Raw genomic sequence first — 18321 nt, forward strand, 5'->3', positions numbered from 1 at the left:
TGACCGGCGCGGGAGTGCCGGGGCCGGGAGTAGGGCCGACCGGCCCTGGCGCGGGCCTGCCCGGCGCGGGCACGGTGAGCGGGGCGGCTCCGACCGCGGGGCCCACCGGGAACCACGGAGCACCCTGATGACGCGAGACGCCCACGTCGAGCAGGACACCCGCGCGGAGGTACGTACGGAATCCGGCGGTGGTGATCGTGAGCGCGGGCCGATCAGGGTGTTCCTGCTGGACGACCACGAGGTGGTGCGCCGCGGGGTGCACGACCTGCTGGACGGCGAGCCCGATCTGACGGTGGTCGGGCAGGCGGGCACGGCCGCGCAGGCCCTCGCCCGGGTGCCCGCCCTCCGGCCCGACGTGGCCGTCCTCGACGTGCGGCTGCCGGACGGGGACGGGGTGGGCGTCTGCCGGGAACTGCGCTCGCGCATGCCGGAGCTGGCCTGTCTGATGCTGACCTCCTTCGACGACGAGGAGGCGCTGCTGGACGCCATCATGGCGGGCGCGTCCGGCTATGTGCTGAAGCAGATCACCGGGACCGACCTGGTCGCCGCGGTGCGCGGGGTCGCCTCGGGGCAGTCCCTGCTCGACCCCGGCGCCACCGCGCGGGTGATGGCCCGGCTGCGGGGCGGCGAGCGGCCCGAGGAGGGGCCGCCGGGGCTCGCGACGCTCACCGCACGGGAGCGGGAGGTCCTCACCCTGGTGGGTGAAGGGCTGACCAACCGCGAGATCGGCGAGCGCCTCCACCTCGCGGAGAAGACGGTCAAGAACAACATCTCCCGGCTGCTGGCCAAGCTCGGGGTGGAGCGCCGGGTGCAGGCCGCCGTGCTGGCCGCCCAGCTGCCCGCGCAGCCGGTCCGGCCGGGCGGAGACGGCCGCCCGGCGCGGCACGGCCGTCCGGGTTAGGGCACGGCACGGGGCGCCGGCCGCGGAGTCGACCCGTCAGCGGATCCGGCGGGGGGATCCGTCCGCGGACCCGGCAGGGGATCCGTCAGTGGATCTGACGGAGGGTCATGACACCGCTACGCTGCTGCCCGTACCTGGACGGCCGGCCGCGGGAGGAAGATTCAGTGGGCGTGGAGGAGCCGTGGTCCCGGATGCCCGGGATGCGGCTGGACGAGCTGCTGGAGGAGCTGCAGGCCCGTATCAACGCCGCCCGCGGCACCCGGGACCGGGTGCACAGCCTGCTGGAGGCCGTGGTGTCGGTCGGCCGGGAGCTGGACCTGGCGCAGGTGCTGCGGCGCATCGTCGAGGCGGCCGCGCTGCTGGTGGACGCGCGGTACGGGGCGCTGGGCGTCATCGGGCCGGACGGCCGCAGCCTCTCGCGGTTCCTGACCACCGGGCTCGACCAGGCCGGGATCGCGCGGATCGGCCAGCTCCCGGCCGGCCACGGACTGCTCGGAGAGATCATCCGCAACCCGGAGCCGCTGCGGCTGCGGGAGCTGGGCGAGCACCCCGCCTCGTACGGCTTCCCGGCGCACCACCCGCCGATGCGGACCTTCCTCGGGGTGCCGATCCTGGTCCGCGACGAGATCTTCGGCAACCTCTACCTCACCGACAAGCGGGGCGGGCTGGACTTCGACGCCGAGGACGTCTCGGTGATCTCCACGCTCTCGGTGGCCGCCGGGGTGGCGATCGACAACGCCCGGCTCTACGAGAGTTCGCAGCGCCAGCAGCGGTGGTTGCAGGCCAGCGCGGAGATCACCAGCAGCCTGCTCTCCGGCAGTCCGCGGCTGAGGGTCCTGGAGCTGATCGCCCGCCGGGCCAAGGAGATCACCGGGACCCGGCTCGCCGATGTGTCGGTGCCCATGCCCGGCACCGACGAGCTGGTGGTCGAGCTGGCGCTCGGAGGGGAGGAGGAGGCGAGGCGGGGCCTGGTCATCCCGGTGGAGGGCACCCTGTCCGGTGCCGCCTACCGGGCGGGCAAGCCGGTCACCACCATGACCGTCGCCGACGACCGCCGCTTCCCGGCCGGGCCCCGGCAGTTCGCCGGGGGACTGGGACCCGCGGTCGCGGTCCCGCTGGGCACCGGCTCCGAGGACACCCGGGGAGTGCTGCTGCTGGCCCGGCCGGAGGGCGAACCGGTGTTCACGGTGGGGGAGCTGGACCCGCTGCTCGGTTTCGCCGGGCAGGCGGCCCTCGCCATGGAACTCGCCGAGCGCCGGGACGACGCCGAGCAGATCACCCTGCTGGAGGACCGCGACCGGATCGCCCGCGATCTGCACGACCTCGCCATCCAGCGGCTGTTCGCGACCGGGATGACCCTGCAGAGCGCGGCCCGGCTGGTGGACCACCCCGGCGCGGCCGAACGGGTCCAGCGGGCGGTCGGCGACCTGGACGAGACCATCAGGATCATCCGGTCGACCATCTTCGGGCTGCGGGCCCGCGACGACGACACCGGCCCCAGTCTGCGCGCCCAGGTGGCCCGCGCGGTCGGCGAGGCCGGCACCGCGCTGGGCTTCCCGCCCCGGCTGAGCATGGAAGGGCTGCTCGACACCGATGTGCCGGGCCCGATCGCGGACCATGTGATGGCGGTGCTCACCGAGGCGCTGAGCAACGCGGCCCGGCACGCGCACGCCACCCGGCTGGAGGTCGGCCTGCGGGCCACCGCCGACGAGGTCGTGCTCACCGTGGTGGACGACGGCTGCGGTATCCCCGCGCAGGGGCGTCGCAGCGGGTTGCGGAACCTCCAGGAGCGGGCGGGCGCCGCGGGCGGGGCGTTCGAGGCGGGCCAGGTCCCCGACGGCGGCAGCCGCCTCGTCTGGCGCGCCCCGCTCACCCGCGACGGGCACTGAGCCGGGGGCCGGGCCTCAGCGGCAGGCCGGGGAGCAGAGCGCCCCGGCTCCACGGGCGGCCCCGCAGGTCTCCCGGGCCGCGGTGGAGCCCTGCGGTGCCGGTGCCGCGGCCTCGCCGTCCGGTACGAGGAGGGGCGCCCCGGCCGGTGCCGAGGAGGCCCGTACCGGGAAGGCCGGCGCCGAGGAGGCCGGTGCCGGGAAGGCCGGTGCCGGGGAGGCGGGCTCCTCCTCCAGCCGGGAGCCGGTCACGATGCCGGGACGGATCCGCAGCAGATACTCGTCGGGCGCCGGCGAGGGGTACGGCGGGGAGCCATGGCCCGTGGCCGGGGCGGTGCGGCCGAGGGCGTATCCGGTCACCACGATGCTCCAGCCCGTTCGGGTCACCGGGTCGACCAGGTCCGCCTGGTAGGCGACGACGGTGCCCGGGCCGTCGGCCGAAGCCGTGACCGAGGCGGCGGCGGCCCGGTCGTACAGTCGTACGAGGATCTCGCCGTCGACCACCACATGGTGGCCGACCAGCACCGCGGGCAGGGCGTCGCGGGTGCAGACCAGGCGCCCCAGGGTGACGCCGGCCAGCAGCTCTATCGCCTCGGCCCGGGTCGGCTGCGTACGCCGGGGGCAGGGCCGTCGGCTCGGCGCCGTACCCCTTGCTCCGCCGGGGGAGCGGGTCCCGTTCGTTCCGTACACTCCGTACACTTCCGGCTCCTTCGTGCCGATGCGCCTGGTGCGGCGGGCCGTGTGGTGCGGCGGCCCGGTCTAGCCGAACGAGCAGGGGATGGCCTGGTCCACGCCCAGGATCCGGAACACTCTGCCCGTCTGCTTGGGCACTCGGCAGAGGCGGAGCTCGCCGCGGCGCTCGCCCTCACAGGCCCGGCGCCTGCGCAGCCGGAGGAACAGCTCGGCCCCCGAGGTGTCGCAGAAGGTCACCCCCGACAGGTCGACCAGCAGCCGTTCGTCGGTCTGTCTGGCGACCAGCGAGAGCTCCGGTTCGATGCGGGCGGAGGTGTCGAGGTCGAGCTCCCCGCTGAGGGCGAGCGCCGTCGTCCCGTTGCCGCGGGAGATTACCGTCAGGGAGATCGGGGTGGTGGTCATGCGCTGGCCTTTCCGGGGGCGGTGCGAGAGGGCGGAGAGGAGGGAGCACGGGCGGCCTGCCTCCCCGCCTCCGCAAGACCACCACCTCCCCGCCACCCGGCGACAGGACCCCCGGGCTCCCGCCGAGGGCCGAAGGTCCCGACTTTCGCCGCTCCCCGCCGGCCGGAACCGCGCCGTGCGTCCCGCGACCTGCTCGTACGCCCCGGGCGGCGTGATTCGGTCGTACGGCCCTCGGGCGGCGTGCGCGGCCGCTGTACGGGAACCCGCCCGGCGCCGCCCCGCCGTACGGGCCCGACCGGCGCGACCCCGCCCTTGCGGGCCCCGACCGACGCGGCCCGGGCACCCGCGCGTGTGCCCGTGCCTGCGGGGGACGTCGCCGTGCGGAGGCCCGCGCGGCGGCGGATACTCACCGTGTTCGACCCGGAACGGAGAACCGCATGAGCGACGACGCACCGGCCCGCACCACGCTGGCGCCGGAGGAGGCCGATGCCCTGGACGCGCACTGGCGCGCCGCCAACTACCTCGCGGTGGGGCAGATCTACCTGATGGCCAACGCGCTGCTGCGCGAACCGCTGCGGCCGGAGCACATCAAGCCGCGGCTGCTCGGCCACTGGGGCACGTCCCCCGGCCTCAACCTGGTCCACACCCACCTCAACCGGGTGATCAAGGCCCGCGACCTGGACGCGCTCTGCGTCTGGGGGCCCGGGCACGGCGGGCCCGCCGTACTGGCCAACTCCTGGCTGGAGGGCAGCTACAGCGAGGTCTATCCGGACATCAGCCGGGACGCGCCCGGGATGGAGGCGCTGTTCCGGCAGTTCTCGTTCCCCGGTGGCGTACCGAGCCATGTGGCCCCCGAGACGCCCGGCTCCATCCACGAGGGCGGCGAGCTCGGCTACTCCCTGGCCCACGCCTACGGCGCCGCGCTGGACAACCCGGAGCTGCTGGTCGCCTGCGTCATCGGCGACGGGGAGGCGGAGACCGGGCCGCTGGCCGGGTCCTGGCACGCCAACAAGTTCCTCGACCCCGTCAACGACGGCGCCGTACTGCCGATCCTGCACCTCAACGGCTACAAGATCGCCAACCCCACGGTCCTCGCCCGGCTGCCGCAGGACGAACTGGACCAGCTGCTGCGCGGCTACGGCCATGAGCCGCTCCATGTCACGGGCGACCGGCCGGCCGAGGTGCACCAGGCGATGGCCGCCGCGCTGGACCGGGCCCTGGACCGCATCGGCGAGATCCAGGGCGCCGCCCGCGAGGGAGGCGCCACCGAACGGGCGCGCTGGCCGGTGATCGTCCTGCGCACCCCCAAGGGCTGGACCGGTCCCGCCGAGGTGGACGGCAAGCCGGTGGAGAACACCTGGCGCGCCCACCAGGTGCCGCTGCCCGGCGTCCGGGACGATCCGGCCCATCTGGCGCAGCTGGAGGAGTGGCTGCGCTCCTACCGCCCCGAGGAGCTGTTCGACGAGGACGGCCGCCCCCGCCCGGAGGTCCTGGCCTGTGTGCCCGAGGGCTCACGCCGGCTGGGCGCCACCCCGCACGCCAACGGCGGCGTGCTGCTGCGCGACCTGCCCCTGGCACCGCTGGAGCGCTTCGCGGTCCGGGTGGACAGGCCCGGGGCCAGCCGCAACCAGCCCACCGAGGTGCTCGGCGGGCTGATCGAGCAGATCATGGCGGACACCGCCGACCGCCGGGACTTCCGGCTGGTCGGCCCGGACGAGACCGCCTCCAACCGGCTCCAGGCCGTCTACGGGGCCACCGCCAAGGTCTGGGGCGAGGAGATCCTGCCCACCGACGAGGACCTGGACCGGCACGGCCGGGTGATGGAGGTGCTGTCCGAGCACCTGTGCCAGGGCTGGCTGGAGGGCTATCTGCTGACCGGCCGGCACGGGCTGTTCTCCTGCTACGAGGCCTTCGTGCACATCGTGGACTCCATGGTCAACCAGCACATCAAATGGCTGAAGACCTCCCGCACGCTGCCCTGGCGCGCCCCGATCGCCTCGCTCAACTACCTGCTCACCTCGCATGTCTGGCGCCAGGACCACAACGGCTTCTCCCACCAGGACCCCGGATTCATCGACCATGTCCTCAACAAGAGCCCCGATGTCGTCCGGGTCTATCTGCCGCCGGACGCCAACACCCTGCTGTCGGTGGCCGACCACGCGCTGCGCAGCCGGGAGCACGTCAACGTCATCGTCGCCGGGAAGAACGCCGCCTTCGACTGGCTGAGCCTGGAGGAGGCCCGGGCGCACTGCGCGCGGGGGGTCGGCATCTGGGACTGGGCCGGCACCGAGCGCACCGGCGACGTCCCCGACGTGGTGCTGGCCTGCGCGGGCGACGTGCCCACCCTGGAGGTGCTGGCCGCCGCCTCGCTGCTCCGCACCGAGCTGCCGGAACTGGCGGTCCGGGTGGTCAACATCGTGGACCTGGCCCGGCTGATGCCGCACGAGGAGCACCCGCACGGGATGAAGGACGCCGAGTACGACGCGCTGTTCCCGCCGGAGAAGCCGGTGATCCTCGCGTACCACGGCTACCCCTGGCTGATCCACCGGCTCGCCTACCGCCGCCGGGGCCACGGCAATCTGCATGTCCGGGGCTACAAGGAGATGGGGACCACCACCACGCCCTTCGACATGGTGGTCCGCAACGACCTGGACCGGTACCGGCTGGTGATGGACGTGATCGACCGGGTGCCCGGGCTCGCGGTCCGGGCGGCCGTGGTGCGCCAGCGGATGGAGGACGTCCGCACCCGCCACCACGACTGGATCCGCGCGCACGGCACCGACCTGCCGGAGGTCGCCGACTGGAGCTGGTCGGACTGACGGCCCGAGGCCGGTGCGGTACGACCGCCGGCCGCCGCCCCCGGGAACTTCCGGGGGCGGCGGCCGGCGGTAGGGCGAAGGTACGGCCGAGGGCTTCAGCGGCGGCCCTTGATCCGCTCCAGCGCGGCCACGCCCACGGCGGCCAGTCCGATCTGGATCAGCAGCTCGATCCAGTCGATGCCGTCGCTGTCGGCCACGCCCAGCGCGGCGGCGATGGCCGTGCCCACGAGGGCCGCGAGGATGCCGACGCCGATCGTCCACAGCACGCCGATGCGCTGGCGGCCCGGCAGCACCAGCCGGCCCAGCACACCGATGACGATGCCGATCACGATGGCGCTGATGATTCCCGAGATCTCCATCCCGCTTCCCTCCACAAAGGCATCCGCCGGCGACCGGCGGTGGTTTCGAACAGCTGACGGATGCCCCGCGCCGCCACCGGCACACACCTCCGGTTCTACAGTTTTGTAAAAGCGGCTGGCAGCACATGGTCGCCGACCGCGTCCGTGCTCAGGCAGAGCGAGCAGACCACCGCACCGTGTGTCTGGCAGGCGGCCACATCCGGCCGCTCGTACGGGCGGCGGCAGACATGGCAGTCGTACACCGTCCCGCTGGGGTTGCCCTCCGCGTCGAGCAGCGGCTCGGCGATGCCGTCCCCGGTGCGCCGCAGGTAGTAGCGGCCGCGGGTGGCCAGCGCCGTCAGCGGCGTGAGGACGAAGGCGAGGACGACCGCGGCCACCGGGGAGTACGGCTGGAGCGTGTCGCCGAACAGCCCGAAGTACAGGGCGATCGACAGACCGGAGGAGGCGGTGAAGGCGACCACGCCCACCGGGTTGACCGCGTACAGCATGCCCCGGCGGAACTCCGGCTGCTTCGGGGACAGTCCCAGCAGGTACTTGTTGACCATGATGTCGGTGGCCACGGTGACCACCCAGGCGATCGCGGTGTTCGCGTAGAAGCCCAGAACCGTGTTGAGGAAGCTGAACATGTCGGCCTCCATCAGGATCAGCGCGAAGCCCAGGTTCACCAGGACGAACACCATCCGGCCCGGGTAGCGCCTGGTCACCCGGGTGAAGGAGTTCGTCCAGGCCAGCGAGCCGGAGTAGGCGTTGGTGACGTTGATCTTGATCTGGCTGATCACCACCAGCACCACCGCCAGCGGGATCACCAGCCAGGACGGCATCATCGCGTCGAAGGCGGCCTGGAACTGCCGGATCGGCTCGGTCGCCGCCACCGGTCCGGCCTGGGAGAGCAGATGGACGGCGAGGAAGACGCCGATGGCCTGCTTCAGCGCGCCGAGCAGCACCCAGCCGGGGCCCGCCATCACCACCGCGGTCCACCAGGAGCGCCGGTTGGCCGCGGTCTTCGGCGGCATGAAGCGCAGATAGTCGATCTGCTCGCCGATCTGCGCGATCAGGGAGAGGCACACCCCGGCGCCCAGCAGCACCGAGGCGGTGTCCACGGCCCCCTCGCCGTCGGTGCCCGCGTAGGAGAGGAAGGCGTCCACCGTGCCCGGGTCGGCGGCCACCAGGTACACCAGCGGACCCACCATCAGCAGCAGCCAGACGGGTGTGGTCCACACCTGGAGCCTGCTCAGCGCCTTCATCCCGTAGATCACCAGCGGGATCACCATCAGCGTGGAGACCAGATAGCCCAGCCAGAGCGGCAGCCCGAAGCCGATCAGCAGCCCCTGGGCCATGATCGAGCCCTCCAGGGCGAAGAAGATGAAGGTGAAGCTGGCGAAGATCACGCTGGTCAGCACCGAGCCGTAGTAGCCGAACCCCGAGCCGCGGGTGATCAGGTCCAGGTCGATGTTGTACCGGGCGCTGTAGTACGCGAGCGGGAAGCCGGTCACGAAGATGACCACCGCCGCCACGGCGATCGCCACCAGGGCGTTGCCGCTGCCGTGCGCCAGCGCGATCCCGGCGCCGATGGAGAAGTCCGCCATGTAGGCGATCCCGCCGAGCGCGGTGGTCGCCACCACCATCGGCGTCCAGCGGCGGTAACTCCGCGGCGCGAAGCGGAGGGTGTAGTCCTCCAGGGTCTCCCGCACCGCCTGGTCCCCGGCCGCGTCCGGCGGAGACGGGGTCGGGGGCGGTGGGGCGGTGGACGGCGACTCGGCTGCTGCCGTGGGGACGCGGTCCGCCTCGGTCGGCTGCGACTCGGTGGTGCTCATGCCGGCCCCCTTCGGGGTGCGGTGTGCGGGCTGCGGGTGCGGTACGCGTCGGGCGTCGTCCTGCCGTGCCGCGCGGACCGGCCCGTGTGGCGTCGTCGGCAGCACGGGCGAGCGGGGGCGGGGGTGCGGCGCCGCGCCGCGGACCCCCACCCGGCGGGGGTGCGCCGTACGGCACGGTGGGGGGCGCGCGGCCCCCGTCCCTGGCCGGACAGGCTAGGCAGCCCGTGTTACCGGCGGGTCCCGCCCGTTTGAACGGCCCGTCACCGGAACCTCACCGCGGGGCCCCTTGCGGACCGGTCGCCCGTCCTCCCGACAGCACTCGGCCGTTGTCGCTCGGTCGTTATCGCTCGGTCGTTATCGCTCGGTCGTGCGAGCCCTCATACCAGAGCGGGAAGCCGGGTGGGCAACTTTCCCAACTGCGCACCGCGACCGGCTCCTTGCTGACTACCGTGAGTGCCCGGTGATCAACGGTCCGCGCACCGGTGTGCCATTCCGCATGCCCGCGCACAACCGTCGAACGCCCGTCCGCTCCCCGCCCGCTCGTCCCCGTAGCCAGAACCCCGTACCAAGGACGTCGATGTCTCACCTTCGCGCCCCCGCCGCGCGACCGGACCGCCGTGAGGGCGGGCGGCACGGCCGGCCCGGCACCCGTTCCCTGCCCCACCCCGGCCGGCCGCGCACCCCGTCGACCACCCCGGACACCCGTATACGCCTCCGGCTGCTGCGCGCCGCCGGACTGCCCGTCGTCGCGGTCGCCCTGGGCGCCACCGCCGTGGTGCTGGTCACCCTCCGCACCACCGGGGCCCACCCGTCCGCCGGGCTCTGGGCCCTGCTCGTCGGCTTCGCGGCGCTCACCGTCGGCGCCGTCGGCCTCGCCGTCCTCGCCGCCAACCGGGCCGCCGCGTCCGTCCGCGACCGCTGCGACGACCTGCGGCTCGCCACCGGCCGCGCGCAGAACGACCTGCGCTCCCTGGTGGAGCAGCTGCGGCGCGGCGAGAAGCCCCCCGCCCGCCGGCCCGCCACCCAGCCAACGGCCCAGTCGGACGAGTTCGGCATGCTGGCGTTCGAGCTGACCCGGGCCCATGAGGCGGCCGCCACCGCCGTCGTGCAGGCCTCCCGGCTCTCCAGCAGCGTGGGCAACGAGCAGAAGGTCGAGGTCTTCGTCAACCTCGCCCGGCGCCTCCAATCCCTCGTCCACCGCGAGATCCAGCTCCTGGACGAGCTGGAGAACGAGGTCGAGGACCCCGAGCTGCTCAAGGGCCTGTTCCACATCGACCACCTGGCCACCCGGATCCGCCGCCACGCCGAGAACCTCGCGGTGCTCGGCGGTGCCATCTCCCGCCGCCAGTGGTCCAACCCGGTCACCATGACCGAGGTGCTGCGCTCCTCCATCGCCGAGGTCGAGCACTACCCCCGGGTCAAGCTGGTCCCGCCGATCGACGGCACCCTACGCGGCCACGCCGTCGCCGACGTCATCCACCTGCTCGCCGAACTGGTCGAGAACGCCACGGTGTTCTCCGCGCCCGGCACCCCGGTGCTGCTGCGCGCCACCCATGTCACCGCCGGGCTCGCCGTCGAGGTGGAGGACCGCGGCCTGGGCATGCCGCCGATCGAGCAGCACCGGATGAACGCCCTGCTCACCGACCCCGACCAGGTCAACGTCGGCCATCTGCTGCAGGACGGCCGGATCGGGCTGTACGTGGTCTCGGCGCTGGCCCGCCGGCACGGCATCGCGGTCCGGCTCCAGTCCAACATCTACGGCGGCGTCCAGGCCGTCCTGGTCCTGCCGCAGGAACTCCTCGGCGACGAACCGGCCGAGGACGCCGACGACCGGCAGCCGGCCCTGGCGGAAGCGGGCGACACGGCCGACGGCTACGAGCGGGCCGCCCTCGGCTACGACCAGGCGGCCGCCTCCGCCGAGACCCTCCGCCCCCCGGTGCCCGCGCCCACCCAGGCGCCGGTGGCGGTGCCGGCCCCCGTGCCGGGCAGCCAGGCCCCGGCGCCCCCGGCCGACGGTCCCGCCGCCGAACCGCCCGGCCGTCCGCCCGCCGTACCCGTGCCCTACCCGGCCGGACCGGGCGGCGGTGCCATGTCCCTGCCCTACCCGGCGGTGGCGGCCGGCACCGACCACGAACCGGCACCCCTGCCCGTACCGCCGTCCGCCGGTCCCGTACCGCCGCCTTCCGGCCCCCGGTCGGCTCCGCCGGGGCGGTCCACCGACGGGCACGGTTACGAGAACCGCTACGAGGGCCGCTACGAGAACGGCCTCGCGGACACCGCGGAGCGCCCCCGGCTGCCCCGCCGCCGGGCCCAGGAGCACCTGGTCCCGGAGCTCAGGGACGCCCCCGCCCCCCGCGGCCACGCCCAGGACGAACAGGCCCTGCACGACCCCGAACTGATGGCCGCCTTCCGGCGCGGCATCGGACTGGCCGAGTCCATGCCCGGGGTACGGGAGGCCCCGGCCGCCCCGCCCGGGACGGCGCCGTACGACCTCCCGGCCCACGGCACCCCGCCGTACGGCGTCGCCGCCCCGCACCCCGGCCCCCACCCGCCCCAGCCCCACGACGCCCACAAGGAGTAGATGCACCATGGCGAGCGATGCGCCGAACGGCCACTCACCGGATCTGGATTGGCTGCTCAGCGGCCTCATCCAGCGCGTGCCGCACACCCGGAGCGCCGTGCTGCTCTCCTCCGACGGACTGGTGAAGGCGGTGCACGGGCTGGACGTCGACCGCGCTGACCATATGGCCGCCCTCGCCTCCGGGCTGTACTCGCTCGGCCGGAGCGCCGGCGTCCGGTTCGGTGACGGCGACGAGGTCCGCCAGGTGGTGGTGGAGCTCGACACCACCCTGCTGTTCGTCTCCACCGCCGGCTCCGGCACCTGTCTGGCCGTACTCGCCGGCCGGGAGGCCGACGCCGCGGTCCTCGGCTACGAGATGACCATGCTGGTCAAGAGCGTCCGGCCCTATCTGGTCACCCCGGCCAGACACCCGGCGGCGGCACCCGGCGGCGCGAGGCGCTGACCGTGCGACGCCGACACGACGCGCCCTGGCTCGACGACGCGGCGGGCCGGCTGATCCGGCCCTACACGGTCAGCGGCGGCCGCACCCGGCCCACGGCGGCCCTCGACCTGCTCTCCCAGGTCATCGCCACCGGGTCGGCCCCGCAGCCGCACCTCGGCCCCGAGCACTGCATGGCCCTCGGGCTGTGCGCCGGACCCACCTCGGTGGCCGAGGTCGCCGCGCACTTACGGCTCCCGGCGGTCGTCACCAAGGTGCTGCTCTCCGACCTCGTGGACTGCGGGGCGCTGGCCGCCCGCGCCCCCCGGTGCCACGACGGTCTCACCGACCGCTCCCTGCTGGAGGCAGTGCTCGATGGCCTACGACGACGCCTTTGACGACACCGCGGACAACGCCACCGACCGCACCCTCGGCGACGGTCTTGACGAGGGCCTTGACGGTGGCTTCGGCCGGGCCCCGGACGCACCGCCCGGGGCGGAGGCCGACCCCTTTCCCCACGCCCTGAAGATCCTGGTCGCCGGAGGGTTCGGCGTCGGGAAGACCACCTTCGTCGGCGCGGTGAGCGAGATCGAGCCGCTGAGCACCGAGGAGGTGCTCACCACGGTGAGCGCCGCCACCGACAGCCTGGAGGGCGTCGAACGCAAGACGACCACCACCGTCGCCCTCGACTTCGGCCGCATCGGCCTCGACGACCGCCACATCCTGTACCTCTTCGGCACCCCCGGCCAGGAGCGCTTCTGGTTCATGTGGGACGAGCTGTCCGAGGGCGCGCTCGGCGCCGTGGTGCTCGCCGACACCCGCCGGCTGGAGGCCTCCTTCTCGGCGGTGGACTTCTTCGAACGGCGCGGCATCCGGTTCGTCGTGGCGGTCAACGAGTTCGACGGCTCCTACCACTACGACCCCGAAGAGGTACGCGACGCGATCGACCTCCGGCCCGAGGTGCCGGTGGTGCTGTGCGACGCCCGGATCGCCAGTTCCGGGGTCCAGACCCTGGTCACCCTCGTCCAGCACCTGCTGGACACCAATCCGGCTCCCGCCCCGGCGCCGACCTACGGAGCACCGACATGACATACGACCCGACCGGCCATCTGCTGCTCACCCCCGCCGACCCGGAGGCCCCGCAGCGTGTGCGCCGGCTGCGTGAACTGGGCCTGGGCGACCGCCCCGACCCGGCCTTCGACGCCTTCGCCGAGCGGCTGGCGCAGGTGACCGGGGCGCCGTACTCCATGGTCAACTTCATCGACGAGAACCGCCAGTTCTTCGCCGGGCTGCACACCCCGACCGGGCTGCGCACCGCCGGTGACCTGGACGCCACGACCGCCGCGAGCGGGGCGGTGGGCCGGTTCATGGACCGCGACCACGGCTACTGCCCGCATGTGGTGGTACGCCGCAAGGCGCTGGTGCTGGAGGACGTCTGCGACTACCCGCGGTTCGCCGGCAACCCCGTGGTGGACGAGATCGGCATCCGCTCCTATCTGGGCGCGCCGCTGATCGACCGCACCGGCACCGCGCTCGGCACCATCTGCGTGGTCGACACCGAGCCCCGCCCCTGGGGCCGGGCCGGACTGGAGACGATCAAGTCCCTTGCGGCCGAACTGGTCGAGCAGATCCACCGCAGGGAGGACGGCACCCGGTAGCCGCGCCCGACCCGCTGTCCCCCTCCGCCCGGCCCCGGGTCTCCTGAGGCCGGGCGGCATACGTGAGGCGTCGTGGAGCGGCGGCCTCACAGCACCGGCTCGGCCCGTACCAGCTCCGAGAGCCGCTGCGACCACTGGCCCTTCGCGGTGCCGAGCGCCACCTCCCCCAGCCGCAGCAGCTGGACGTCGGAGGTGCCCGCGGGGGCGAAGATATGGTGCGCGTCCCGCAGATGGCGCTCGACGGGGCGGTCGGTGAACAGCCCGGCCGCCGCGTGGATCTCCATCGCGTCACGTGCCGAGTCCAGCGCCGACTCCACATTGACCAGCTTGGCGTTCATCAGCTCCGCGTCGCACGGCAGCCCCGCGTCGAGCAGGTGCACCGCGTGGTAGGCGGCCAGCCGGGAGGTCATCAGCCGGGACTGCATCCGGCCCAGCTTCAGCCGCACCGAGGGCAGTTCGTGCAGCGGCTTGCCGTAGCGCACCCGCTCCGCGCAGAAGCCGGTGGTCTCCTCCAGGACCGCCTGGTGGATGCCGAGCGACACGGCGGTCAGATTGGCCCGCCCGTACAGCACACTGGAGGAGTACGCGACCGCCAGCCCGTCGCCCTCCTCGCCCAGCCGGTTGCCCGCCGGGACCCGGCAGTCCTCGAAGGCCAGCTCGCCGAAGCTGAAGCCGTGCAGCCCCATCGCCTCCCGCTGCTCCGCCACCCGTAACCCGGGCCGGCCCGCCTCCACCAGGAAGGCCGTCAGCCCCCGGGAGCCCGGCCCGGTGCGCACCACCACCCCGTGCAGATCCCCCACATGGCTGTTCCCGACGTACACCTTGCGGCCGTTGAGCACATAGTCGCCGCCGTCCCGCACGGCCGTCGCGGCCATGCCCAGCACATGCCCGCCGGACTCCGGCTCGGTCACCGCGATGGTCGGCAGGCACTCGCCCGCCGCCACCGCCGGCAGCCAGGTCTTGCGCTGCTCCTCGCTGCCGAAGTGCACGATCTTGGCCGCCCCCAACTGGGAGGCCTGCACCATCGCCCCCATCGCGGCGCTGACCCGGGACAGCTCCTCGATGATGATGGTCTTGCCGAGGTGCCCGACGCCCATCCCGCCGTACGCCCGGCCGATGGTCGCCCCCAGCCAGCCCTGCCGTGCGATCCGGCGGGACAGCTCATGGTGGACCGACCGGGCCGACTCCATCGCCGGTATCAGCGGTCTCACCTCGCTCTCGGCGAACTCCCTCACCGTGCTGCGGAGCTCATGGTGGAGTCGACTGGTGAAGTACCCGTCCATGCGCGCGCCTCCTCGCGGAACGCCTGCTGGTGGCCCGGCCGGTGCAGTGGCGCGTCGGCGTGCTCCCGTGCCGGTGCCCGCCCACGCGCCCGTACGAGGCCTCCGAATGACCGGAATGAGGGAGCGCGTGGATGGGGCTGTCCGTTCTTCACCGCAAGCCTTTCCCTTCGCGCTTCTTTCTGCCACATGCCAACGGCATCGCGTTGACGCCTCTTTGGCCCGGGTGCCGCCCCGGCCGCCCATCGGCTCCCAGCCGCCCCACCCGCCCCACCGATCCGCCCGCCCGGACCCGCTCCGCCACCCCGGAACCGCCGGCCCGCGCCGCGCCGGATTCCGGCCGGATTCCGGTCAGGGCGCGGCGGTACGGCGCCATCGGACGCCCGGCATATGCCCCCTCCCGGCCCGGGGCCGCCCCCGCCTCGGGCGCGTGGTGGTGCCCGACGGCGCACACGGCGCCCGCCCACCCCGCGCGGCGCGCCCCCTGGCGGTCCATGGCCACCACGGACGCCGTCCGTGCCGGTGGGGCCCGGGGCAAAGCGGTTCGTGATCACCGGCTGGAGTGGGGTATGGTTTCCCTGCACGCAGGGCCCAGGGAAACCGCAGGTCAGACGGGCAACGGGACGTGGCGCAGCTTGGTAGCGCACTTGACTGGGGGTCAAGGGGTCGCAGGTTCAAATCCTGTCGTCCCGACTCTGTGGAGTCGCACGTGAGGGGTGGTTTCGGAGGAATCCGAAACCACCCCTCGGTCGTTGTCCGGGGACCAGTCGGGGGCCGGCGGTTCTCAACCGGTGTCGCACTTCCCGGGGGATGGCACGGACAGTCAGCGGAACAGGCGGAAGAAGCCGCGCACCTGCTCGACCAGCGACTCCGGCTGCTCCAGCGCGGCGAAATGGCCACCGTGCGGCAGCTCCTCGAACCAGCGCAGGTCGGTGAACCGCAGCTCGGCCTCCCGCCTCGACGGGCGGGTGATGTCGCGCGGGTAGACCGACAGCCCGGAGGGTGCGGTCACCTTGTCACGGAAGTCGGCGAAGCTCTCCCAGTACAGGCGCGCCGACGACGTGGCCGAGGCGGTGAACCAGTAGACCGAGATCTCGTCAAGGATCGTCTGCCGCGACAACGCGTCCTCAGGATGGCCGTCGTTGTCCGTCCACGCCCAGAACCTCTCGGCGATCCAGGCGGCCTGCCCCGCCGGGGAGTCGGTGAGGCCGTAGCCGAGCGTCTGCGGCCGGGTCGCCTGGATCGCCGAATACCCCCGGCCGGTGCGCTGCATCTCCTTCTCGGCCTCGATGTTCGCCAGCTCCGCGGGTGTCGGGTCGTCGAAGGTGCCCGCCGCGACGGAGCCCAGGTTCAGGTGCACGCCGGCGACCCGCTCGGGCGCCACCTCGCCCAGCGCCCCGGACACCGCTGAACCCCAGTCGCCGCCCTGCGCGCCGTACCGCTGGTATCCGAGCGAGACCATCAGCGTGTCCCAGGCGTGCGCGGTGCGCGTGATGCCCCACCCGGTCGTGGACGGCTTGTCACTCCAGCCGTACCCGGACAACGACGGTGCGACCACGTGGAACGCGTCCGCCGGGTCACCGCCGTGCGCGCGCGGGTCGGTCAGCGGGCCGAGGACCTTCAGGAACTCGAGCACCGAACCCGGCCACCCGTGCGTGAGCACGAGCGGGAACGCGTCCGGCTCCGGTGAGCGGACGTGCAGGAAGTGGATGCCCAGCCCGTCGATCGTGTCGCGGTACTGCGGAAACGCGTTCAGTCGTTCGGCGAACCCGAAGTCGTAGTCCTCGGACCAACTGCGGCACAGCTCCTGCGCGTACGCCAGTGGCAGGCCCTGTGACCAGTCGTCCACCGGCTCGCGCTCGGGCCACCGTGTCCGTCGCAGTCGTTCACGCAGGTCCGCGATCTCGGCTTCGGTGATGCTGACCTCGAATGGCCTGGCGGACATGGCAGGGCTCCTTACTGGTCGCGGCGTTATCGGATCAGACGCACGTGGACCGTCATCGCGGGTTTCCACAGGTGGCGTCGGGTGTGGAGCGGCGGTCGGCGGTAGGGCGCTGGGTCAGGCCGAGGACGAGTCCGGCCAGGGGGAGTGCCGCGAGCACGGCGAGGGCCACCGGCACCGGCACGATGCCGGACAGACCCGCGACAGCCGCCGGACCGATCCCGCCACCCAGGGCGTTCATGAAGTTGAGCAGGCCCTGCGCGGTGTCGCGGTCGTCCGCGGCGACCAGGTCCGGCGCGAGGTTCACCAGTACGGCTTGGGCGCCGGCGAACCCGCACACGGTCAACGCCGTGCCGACGACGATCAGGAGTGGCCCGGTGGAGACCGCGACCACGAGCACGCCGACCACGGTGAGTGCCGCAAGCCCGGCCGACACCCGCCAGCCGCTGAACCGGTCGGTCAGGGTGCCGACCAGCCGCCCGGCCAACACCGAGCAGGCGGCGGCCGGCACCAGGAGCACGCCGGCTTCCAGAGGGCCGCCGCCCGTGGCCTGCTGGATCAGGGACGGGGCGCGGAACAGCACCCCGTAGTAGCCGGCGAAGACGGTCCCGCCGATGAGCCCGGCCGTCAGGAAGCCGCGGGATGCGATCACCCGCCGCGGCACGAACCCGTCGGGCCTGCTTCGCACGCGCCACCGCAGCCCCACGGCGGCGAGCACCCCCGCGGCAGCCACGACGAGCGTGACCGAAGCGGGCAGGCCGACCGAGTGTGCCTGAAGCAATGTGATCAAGGAGCCGGCGAGCACCGACAGCACGGCCGCGCCGACGATGTCGAGTCGCCCGGTCGAGCCGCTTCGCTCACCGCTACCGCTCTGCGTCAGCGCATGCCTACTCGGCCATGCGGCCAGCAGCAGGGGCAGCGCGAGGACCGGGATCGCGAGCACGGCACGCCACCCGAGCCATGTGGTCACCGCCCCGCCCAACAGCGTCCCGCACCCCGACGCCGTCGCGCTGGCGGCCGCGATGATTCCCAGGGTGCGGATCCGCTGCCGTCCGGGCAGGGCGGCGGCCGCGGCAAAGACGGCGATCACGGTCGCGCCCGCCCCGGCGCCGCCGATCAGTCGGCCGACGATCACGAGGGACAGGGTCGGCGCGGCACCGGCGAGCACGGAGCCCGCGGCGAGCGCCACGACCCCGGCGACAAGGACCTGGAAGGGGTTCCAGCGGACCAGCAGCCGACCCGCGACCGGCATCGCGAGCGCGGAGGTCAGCGACCACGCGGCGAGAATCCATGCGGTGGCCCCGAACGGCACCGCGAGTGCGCGGCCGATGGCCGGCAGGGCCACCGACGGCGCTCCCAGCGCCACGTACATCGGCAGCACCAGCATTCCCAGCGTCAGTCCCAGTCGACGCCCGTCCGGGGCGTCGCTTCGCTCCGGTGCCGGGGCCTTTCCGGACGGGAGCGTCTGCGGCGCCGTCCCCTGCCGAGTACGTTGTGACATGCTAACCCTCCCTTGCGTGTAACGTTACGAGCCAGTGAGGAGACACGTCAAATGCAGGATGCGTATT

General features: G+C 73.4%; 15 protein-coding genes and 1 tRNA gene. 9 read left to right on the forward strand and 7 right to left on the reverse strand.

The window, feature by feature from the left end; translation table 11 throughout:
• The first annotated feature begins 127 nt into the window (after positions 1 to 127).
• Together M1O15_RS11930 and M1O15_RS11935 are read left to right on the forward strand one after the other, a co-directional pair.
• On the forward strand, positions 128 to 901 hold the full coding sequence (locus tag M1O15_RS11930; protein ID WP_248633652.1) for a response regulator: 774 nt from the start codon (positions 128 to 130) through the stop codon (positions 899 to 901).
• 164 nt (positions 902 to 1065) lie between these two features.
• Entirely contained in the window at positions 1066 to 2790 is a 1725-nt protein-coding gene (locus tag M1O15_RS11935) for a sensor histidine kinase (protein WP_443735615.1), read from the forward strand.
• Positions 2791 to 2805: 15 nt separating this feature from the next.
• Here the strand turns inward: M1O15_RS11935 and M1O15_RS11940 are convergent, their stop codons facing one another.
• A complete protein-coding gene (locus tag M1O15_RS11940) occupies positions 2806 to 3486 on the reverse strand; it encodes a pyridoxamine 5'-phosphate oxidase family protein (protein ID WP_248633654.1) in 681 nt (226 codons plus the stop codon).
• Between the two features lie 60 nt (positions 3487 to 3546).
• Positions 3547 to 3882 carry an STAS domain-containing protein gene (locus tag M1O15_RS11945; protein WP_248633656.1) on the reverse strand — a complete coding sequence of 112 codons (336 nt, stop codon included), beginning with the start codon at positions 3880 to 3882 and terminating at the stop codon, positions 3547 to 3549.
• A 437-nt stretch (positions 3883 to 4319) separates the two neighbouring features.
• On the opposite strand from M1O15_RS11945, the gene M1O15_RS11950 reads away from it, so the two are divergent.
• Entirely contained in the window at positions 4320 to 6701 is a 2382-nt protein-coding gene (locus tag M1O15_RS11950) for a phosphoketolase family protein (RefSeq protein ID WP_248633658.1), read from the forward strand.
• 95 nt (positions 6702 to 6796) lie between these two features.
• On the opposite strand, the gene M1O15_RS11955 is transcribed toward M1O15_RS11950, so the two are convergent.
• Both M1O15_RS11955 and M1O15_RS11960 read right to left on the reverse strand, forming a co-directional pair.
• Positions 6797 to 7060, reverse strand: a complete 264-nt coding sequence (locus M1O15_RS11955; RefSeq protein WP_248633660.1) for a GlsB/YeaQ/YmgE family stress response membrane protein — start codon at positions 7058 to 7060, stop codon at positions 6797 to 6799.
• A 95-nt stretch (positions 7061 to 7155) separates the two neighbouring features.
• Entirely contained in the window at positions 7156 to 8874 is a 1719-nt protein-coding gene (locus M1O15_RS11960; protein WP_248633661.1) for a purine-cytosine permease family protein, read from the reverse strand.
• 577 nt (positions 8875 to 9451) lie between these two features.
• On the opposite strand from M1O15_RS11960, the gene M1O15_RS11965 reads away from it, so the two are divergent.
• The 5 genes from M1O15_RS11965 to M1O15_RS11985 are packed head-to-tail and all read left to right on the forward strand — an operon-like array spanning position 9452 to position 13531.
• Complete coding sequence (locus M1O15_RS11965) at positions 9452 to 11455, forward strand: sensor histidine kinase (protein WP_248633663.1); 2004 nt, start codon at positions 9452 to 9454, stop codon at positions 11453 to 11455.
• 7 nt (positions 11456 to 11462) lie between these two features.
• Positions 11463 to 11897 carry a roadblock/LC7 domain-containing protein gene (locus M1O15_RS11970; protein ID WP_248633670.1) on the forward strand — a complete coding sequence of 145 codons (435 nt, stop codon included), beginning with the start codon at positions 11463 to 11465 and terminating at the stop codon, positions 11895 to 11897.
• Positions 11898 to 11899: 2 nt separating this feature from the next.
• Positions 11900 to 12271 carry a DUF742 domain-containing protein gene (locus M1O15_RS11975; protein WP_248633672.1) on the forward strand — a complete coding sequence of 124 codons (372 nt, stop codon included), beginning with the start codon at positions 11900 to 11902 and terminating at the stop codon, positions 12269 to 12271.
• A complete protein-coding gene (locus M1O15_RS11980) occupies positions 12249 to 12962 on the forward strand; it encodes a GTP-binding protein (protein ID WP_248633674.1) in 714 nt (237 codons plus the stop codon). The genes M1O15_RS11975 and M1O15_RS11980 overlap by 23 nt, the downstream gene beginning before the upstream one ends.
• Positions 12959 to 13531: a GAF domain-containing protein gene (locus M1O15_RS11985; protein ID WP_248633676.1), complete on the forward strand. Its 573-nt coding sequence runs from the start codon at positions 12959 to 12961 to the stop codon at positions 13529 to 13531. Before M1O15_RS11980 ends, M1O15_RS11985 begins: the two co-directional genes overlap by 4 nt.
• A gap of 86 nt (positions 13532 to 13617) precedes the next feature.
• Here the strand turns inward: M1O15_RS11985 and M1O15_RS11990 are convergent, their stop codons facing one another.
• The gene (locus M1O15_RS11990; protein WP_248633678.1) at positions 13618 to 14814 is read right to left on the reverse strand and encodes an acyl-CoA dehydrogenase family protein; all 1197 of its coding nucleotides are present in this window, start codon (positions 14812 to 14814) and stop codon (positions 13618 to 13620) included.
• Positions 14815 to 15430: 616 nt separating this feature from the next.
• Between M1O15_RS11990 and M1O15_RS11995 the strand changes: the two genes are divergently transcribed.
• Positions 15431 to 15504 (forward strand) — tRNA-Pro (locus M1O15_RS11995).
• A 130-nt stretch (positions 15505 to 15634) separates the two neighbouring features.
• On the opposite strand, the gene M1O15_RS12000 is transcribed toward M1O15_RS11995, so the two are convergent.
• On the reverse strand, positions 15635 to 16756 hold the full coding sequence (locus tag M1O15_RS12000; RefSeq protein ID WP_248633680.1) for an epoxide hydrolase family protein: 1122 nt from the start codon (positions 16754 to 16756) through the stop codon (positions 15635 to 15637).
• Positions 16757 to 16808: 52 nt separating this feature from the next.
• Positions 16809 to 18140: an MFS transporter gene (locus M1O15_RS12005; RefSeq protein WP_248633681.1), complete on the reverse strand. Its 1332-nt coding sequence runs from the start codon at positions 18138 to 18140 to the stop codon at positions 16809 to 16811.
• Between the last annotated feature and the right edge of the window lie 181 nt (positions 18141 to 18321).

This window comes from Streptomyces lichenis (genome assembly GCF_023218175.1).
Classification (GTDB): Bacteria; Actinomycetota; Actinomycetes; order Streptomycetales; family Streptomycetaceae; genus Streptomyces; species Streptomyces lichenis.

Coding starts and splice junctions, on each gene's coding strand:
- M1O15_RS11970 (WP_248633670.1), top strand. CDS start 11,463: ATGGCGAGCGATGCGCCGAACGGCCACTCACCGGATCTGGATTGGCTG.
- M1O15_RS11930 (WP_248633652.1), top strand. CDS start 128: ATGACGCGAGACGCCCACGTCGAGCAGGACACCCGCGCGGAGGTACGT.
- M1O15_RS11980 (WP_248633674.1), top strand. CDS start 12,249: ATGGCCTACGACGACGCCTTTGACGACACCGCGGACAACGCCACCGAC.
- M1O15_RS12005 (WP_248633681.1), bottom strand. CDS start 18,140: ATGCTGGTGCTGCCGATGTACGTGGCGCTGGGAGCGCCGTCGGTGGCC.
- M1O15_RS11960 (WP_248633661.1), bottom strand. CDS start 8,874: ATGAGCACCACCGAGTCGCAGCCGACCGAGGCGGACCGCGTCCCCACG.
- M1O15_RS11985 (WP_248633676.1), top strand. CDS start 12,959: ATGACATACGACCCGACCGGCCATCTGCTGCTCACCCCCGCCGACCCG.
- M1O15_RS12000 (WP_248633680.1), bottom strand. CDS start 16,756: ATGTCCGCCAGGCCATTCGAGGTCAGCATCACCGAAGCCGAGATCGCG.
- M1O15_RS11990 (WP_248633678.1), bottom strand. CDS start 14,814: ATGGACGGGTACTTCACCAGTCGACTCCACCATGAGCTCCGCAGCACG.
- M1O15_RS11965 (WP_248633663.1), top strand. CDS start 9,452: ATGTCTCACCTTCGCGCCCCCGCCGCGCGACCGGACCGCCGTGAGGGC.
- M1O15_RS11955 (WP_248633660.1), bottom strand. CDS start 7,060: ATGGAGATCTCGGGAATCATCAGCGCCATCGTGATCGGCATCGTCATC.
- M1O15_RS11945 (WP_248633656.1), bottom strand. CDS start 3,882: ATGACCACCACCCCGATCTCCCTGACGGTAATCTCCCGCGGCAACGGG.
- M1O15_RS11950 (WP_248633658.1), top strand. CDS start 4,320: ATGAGCGACGACGCACCGGCCCGCACCACGCTGGCGCCGGAGGAGGCC.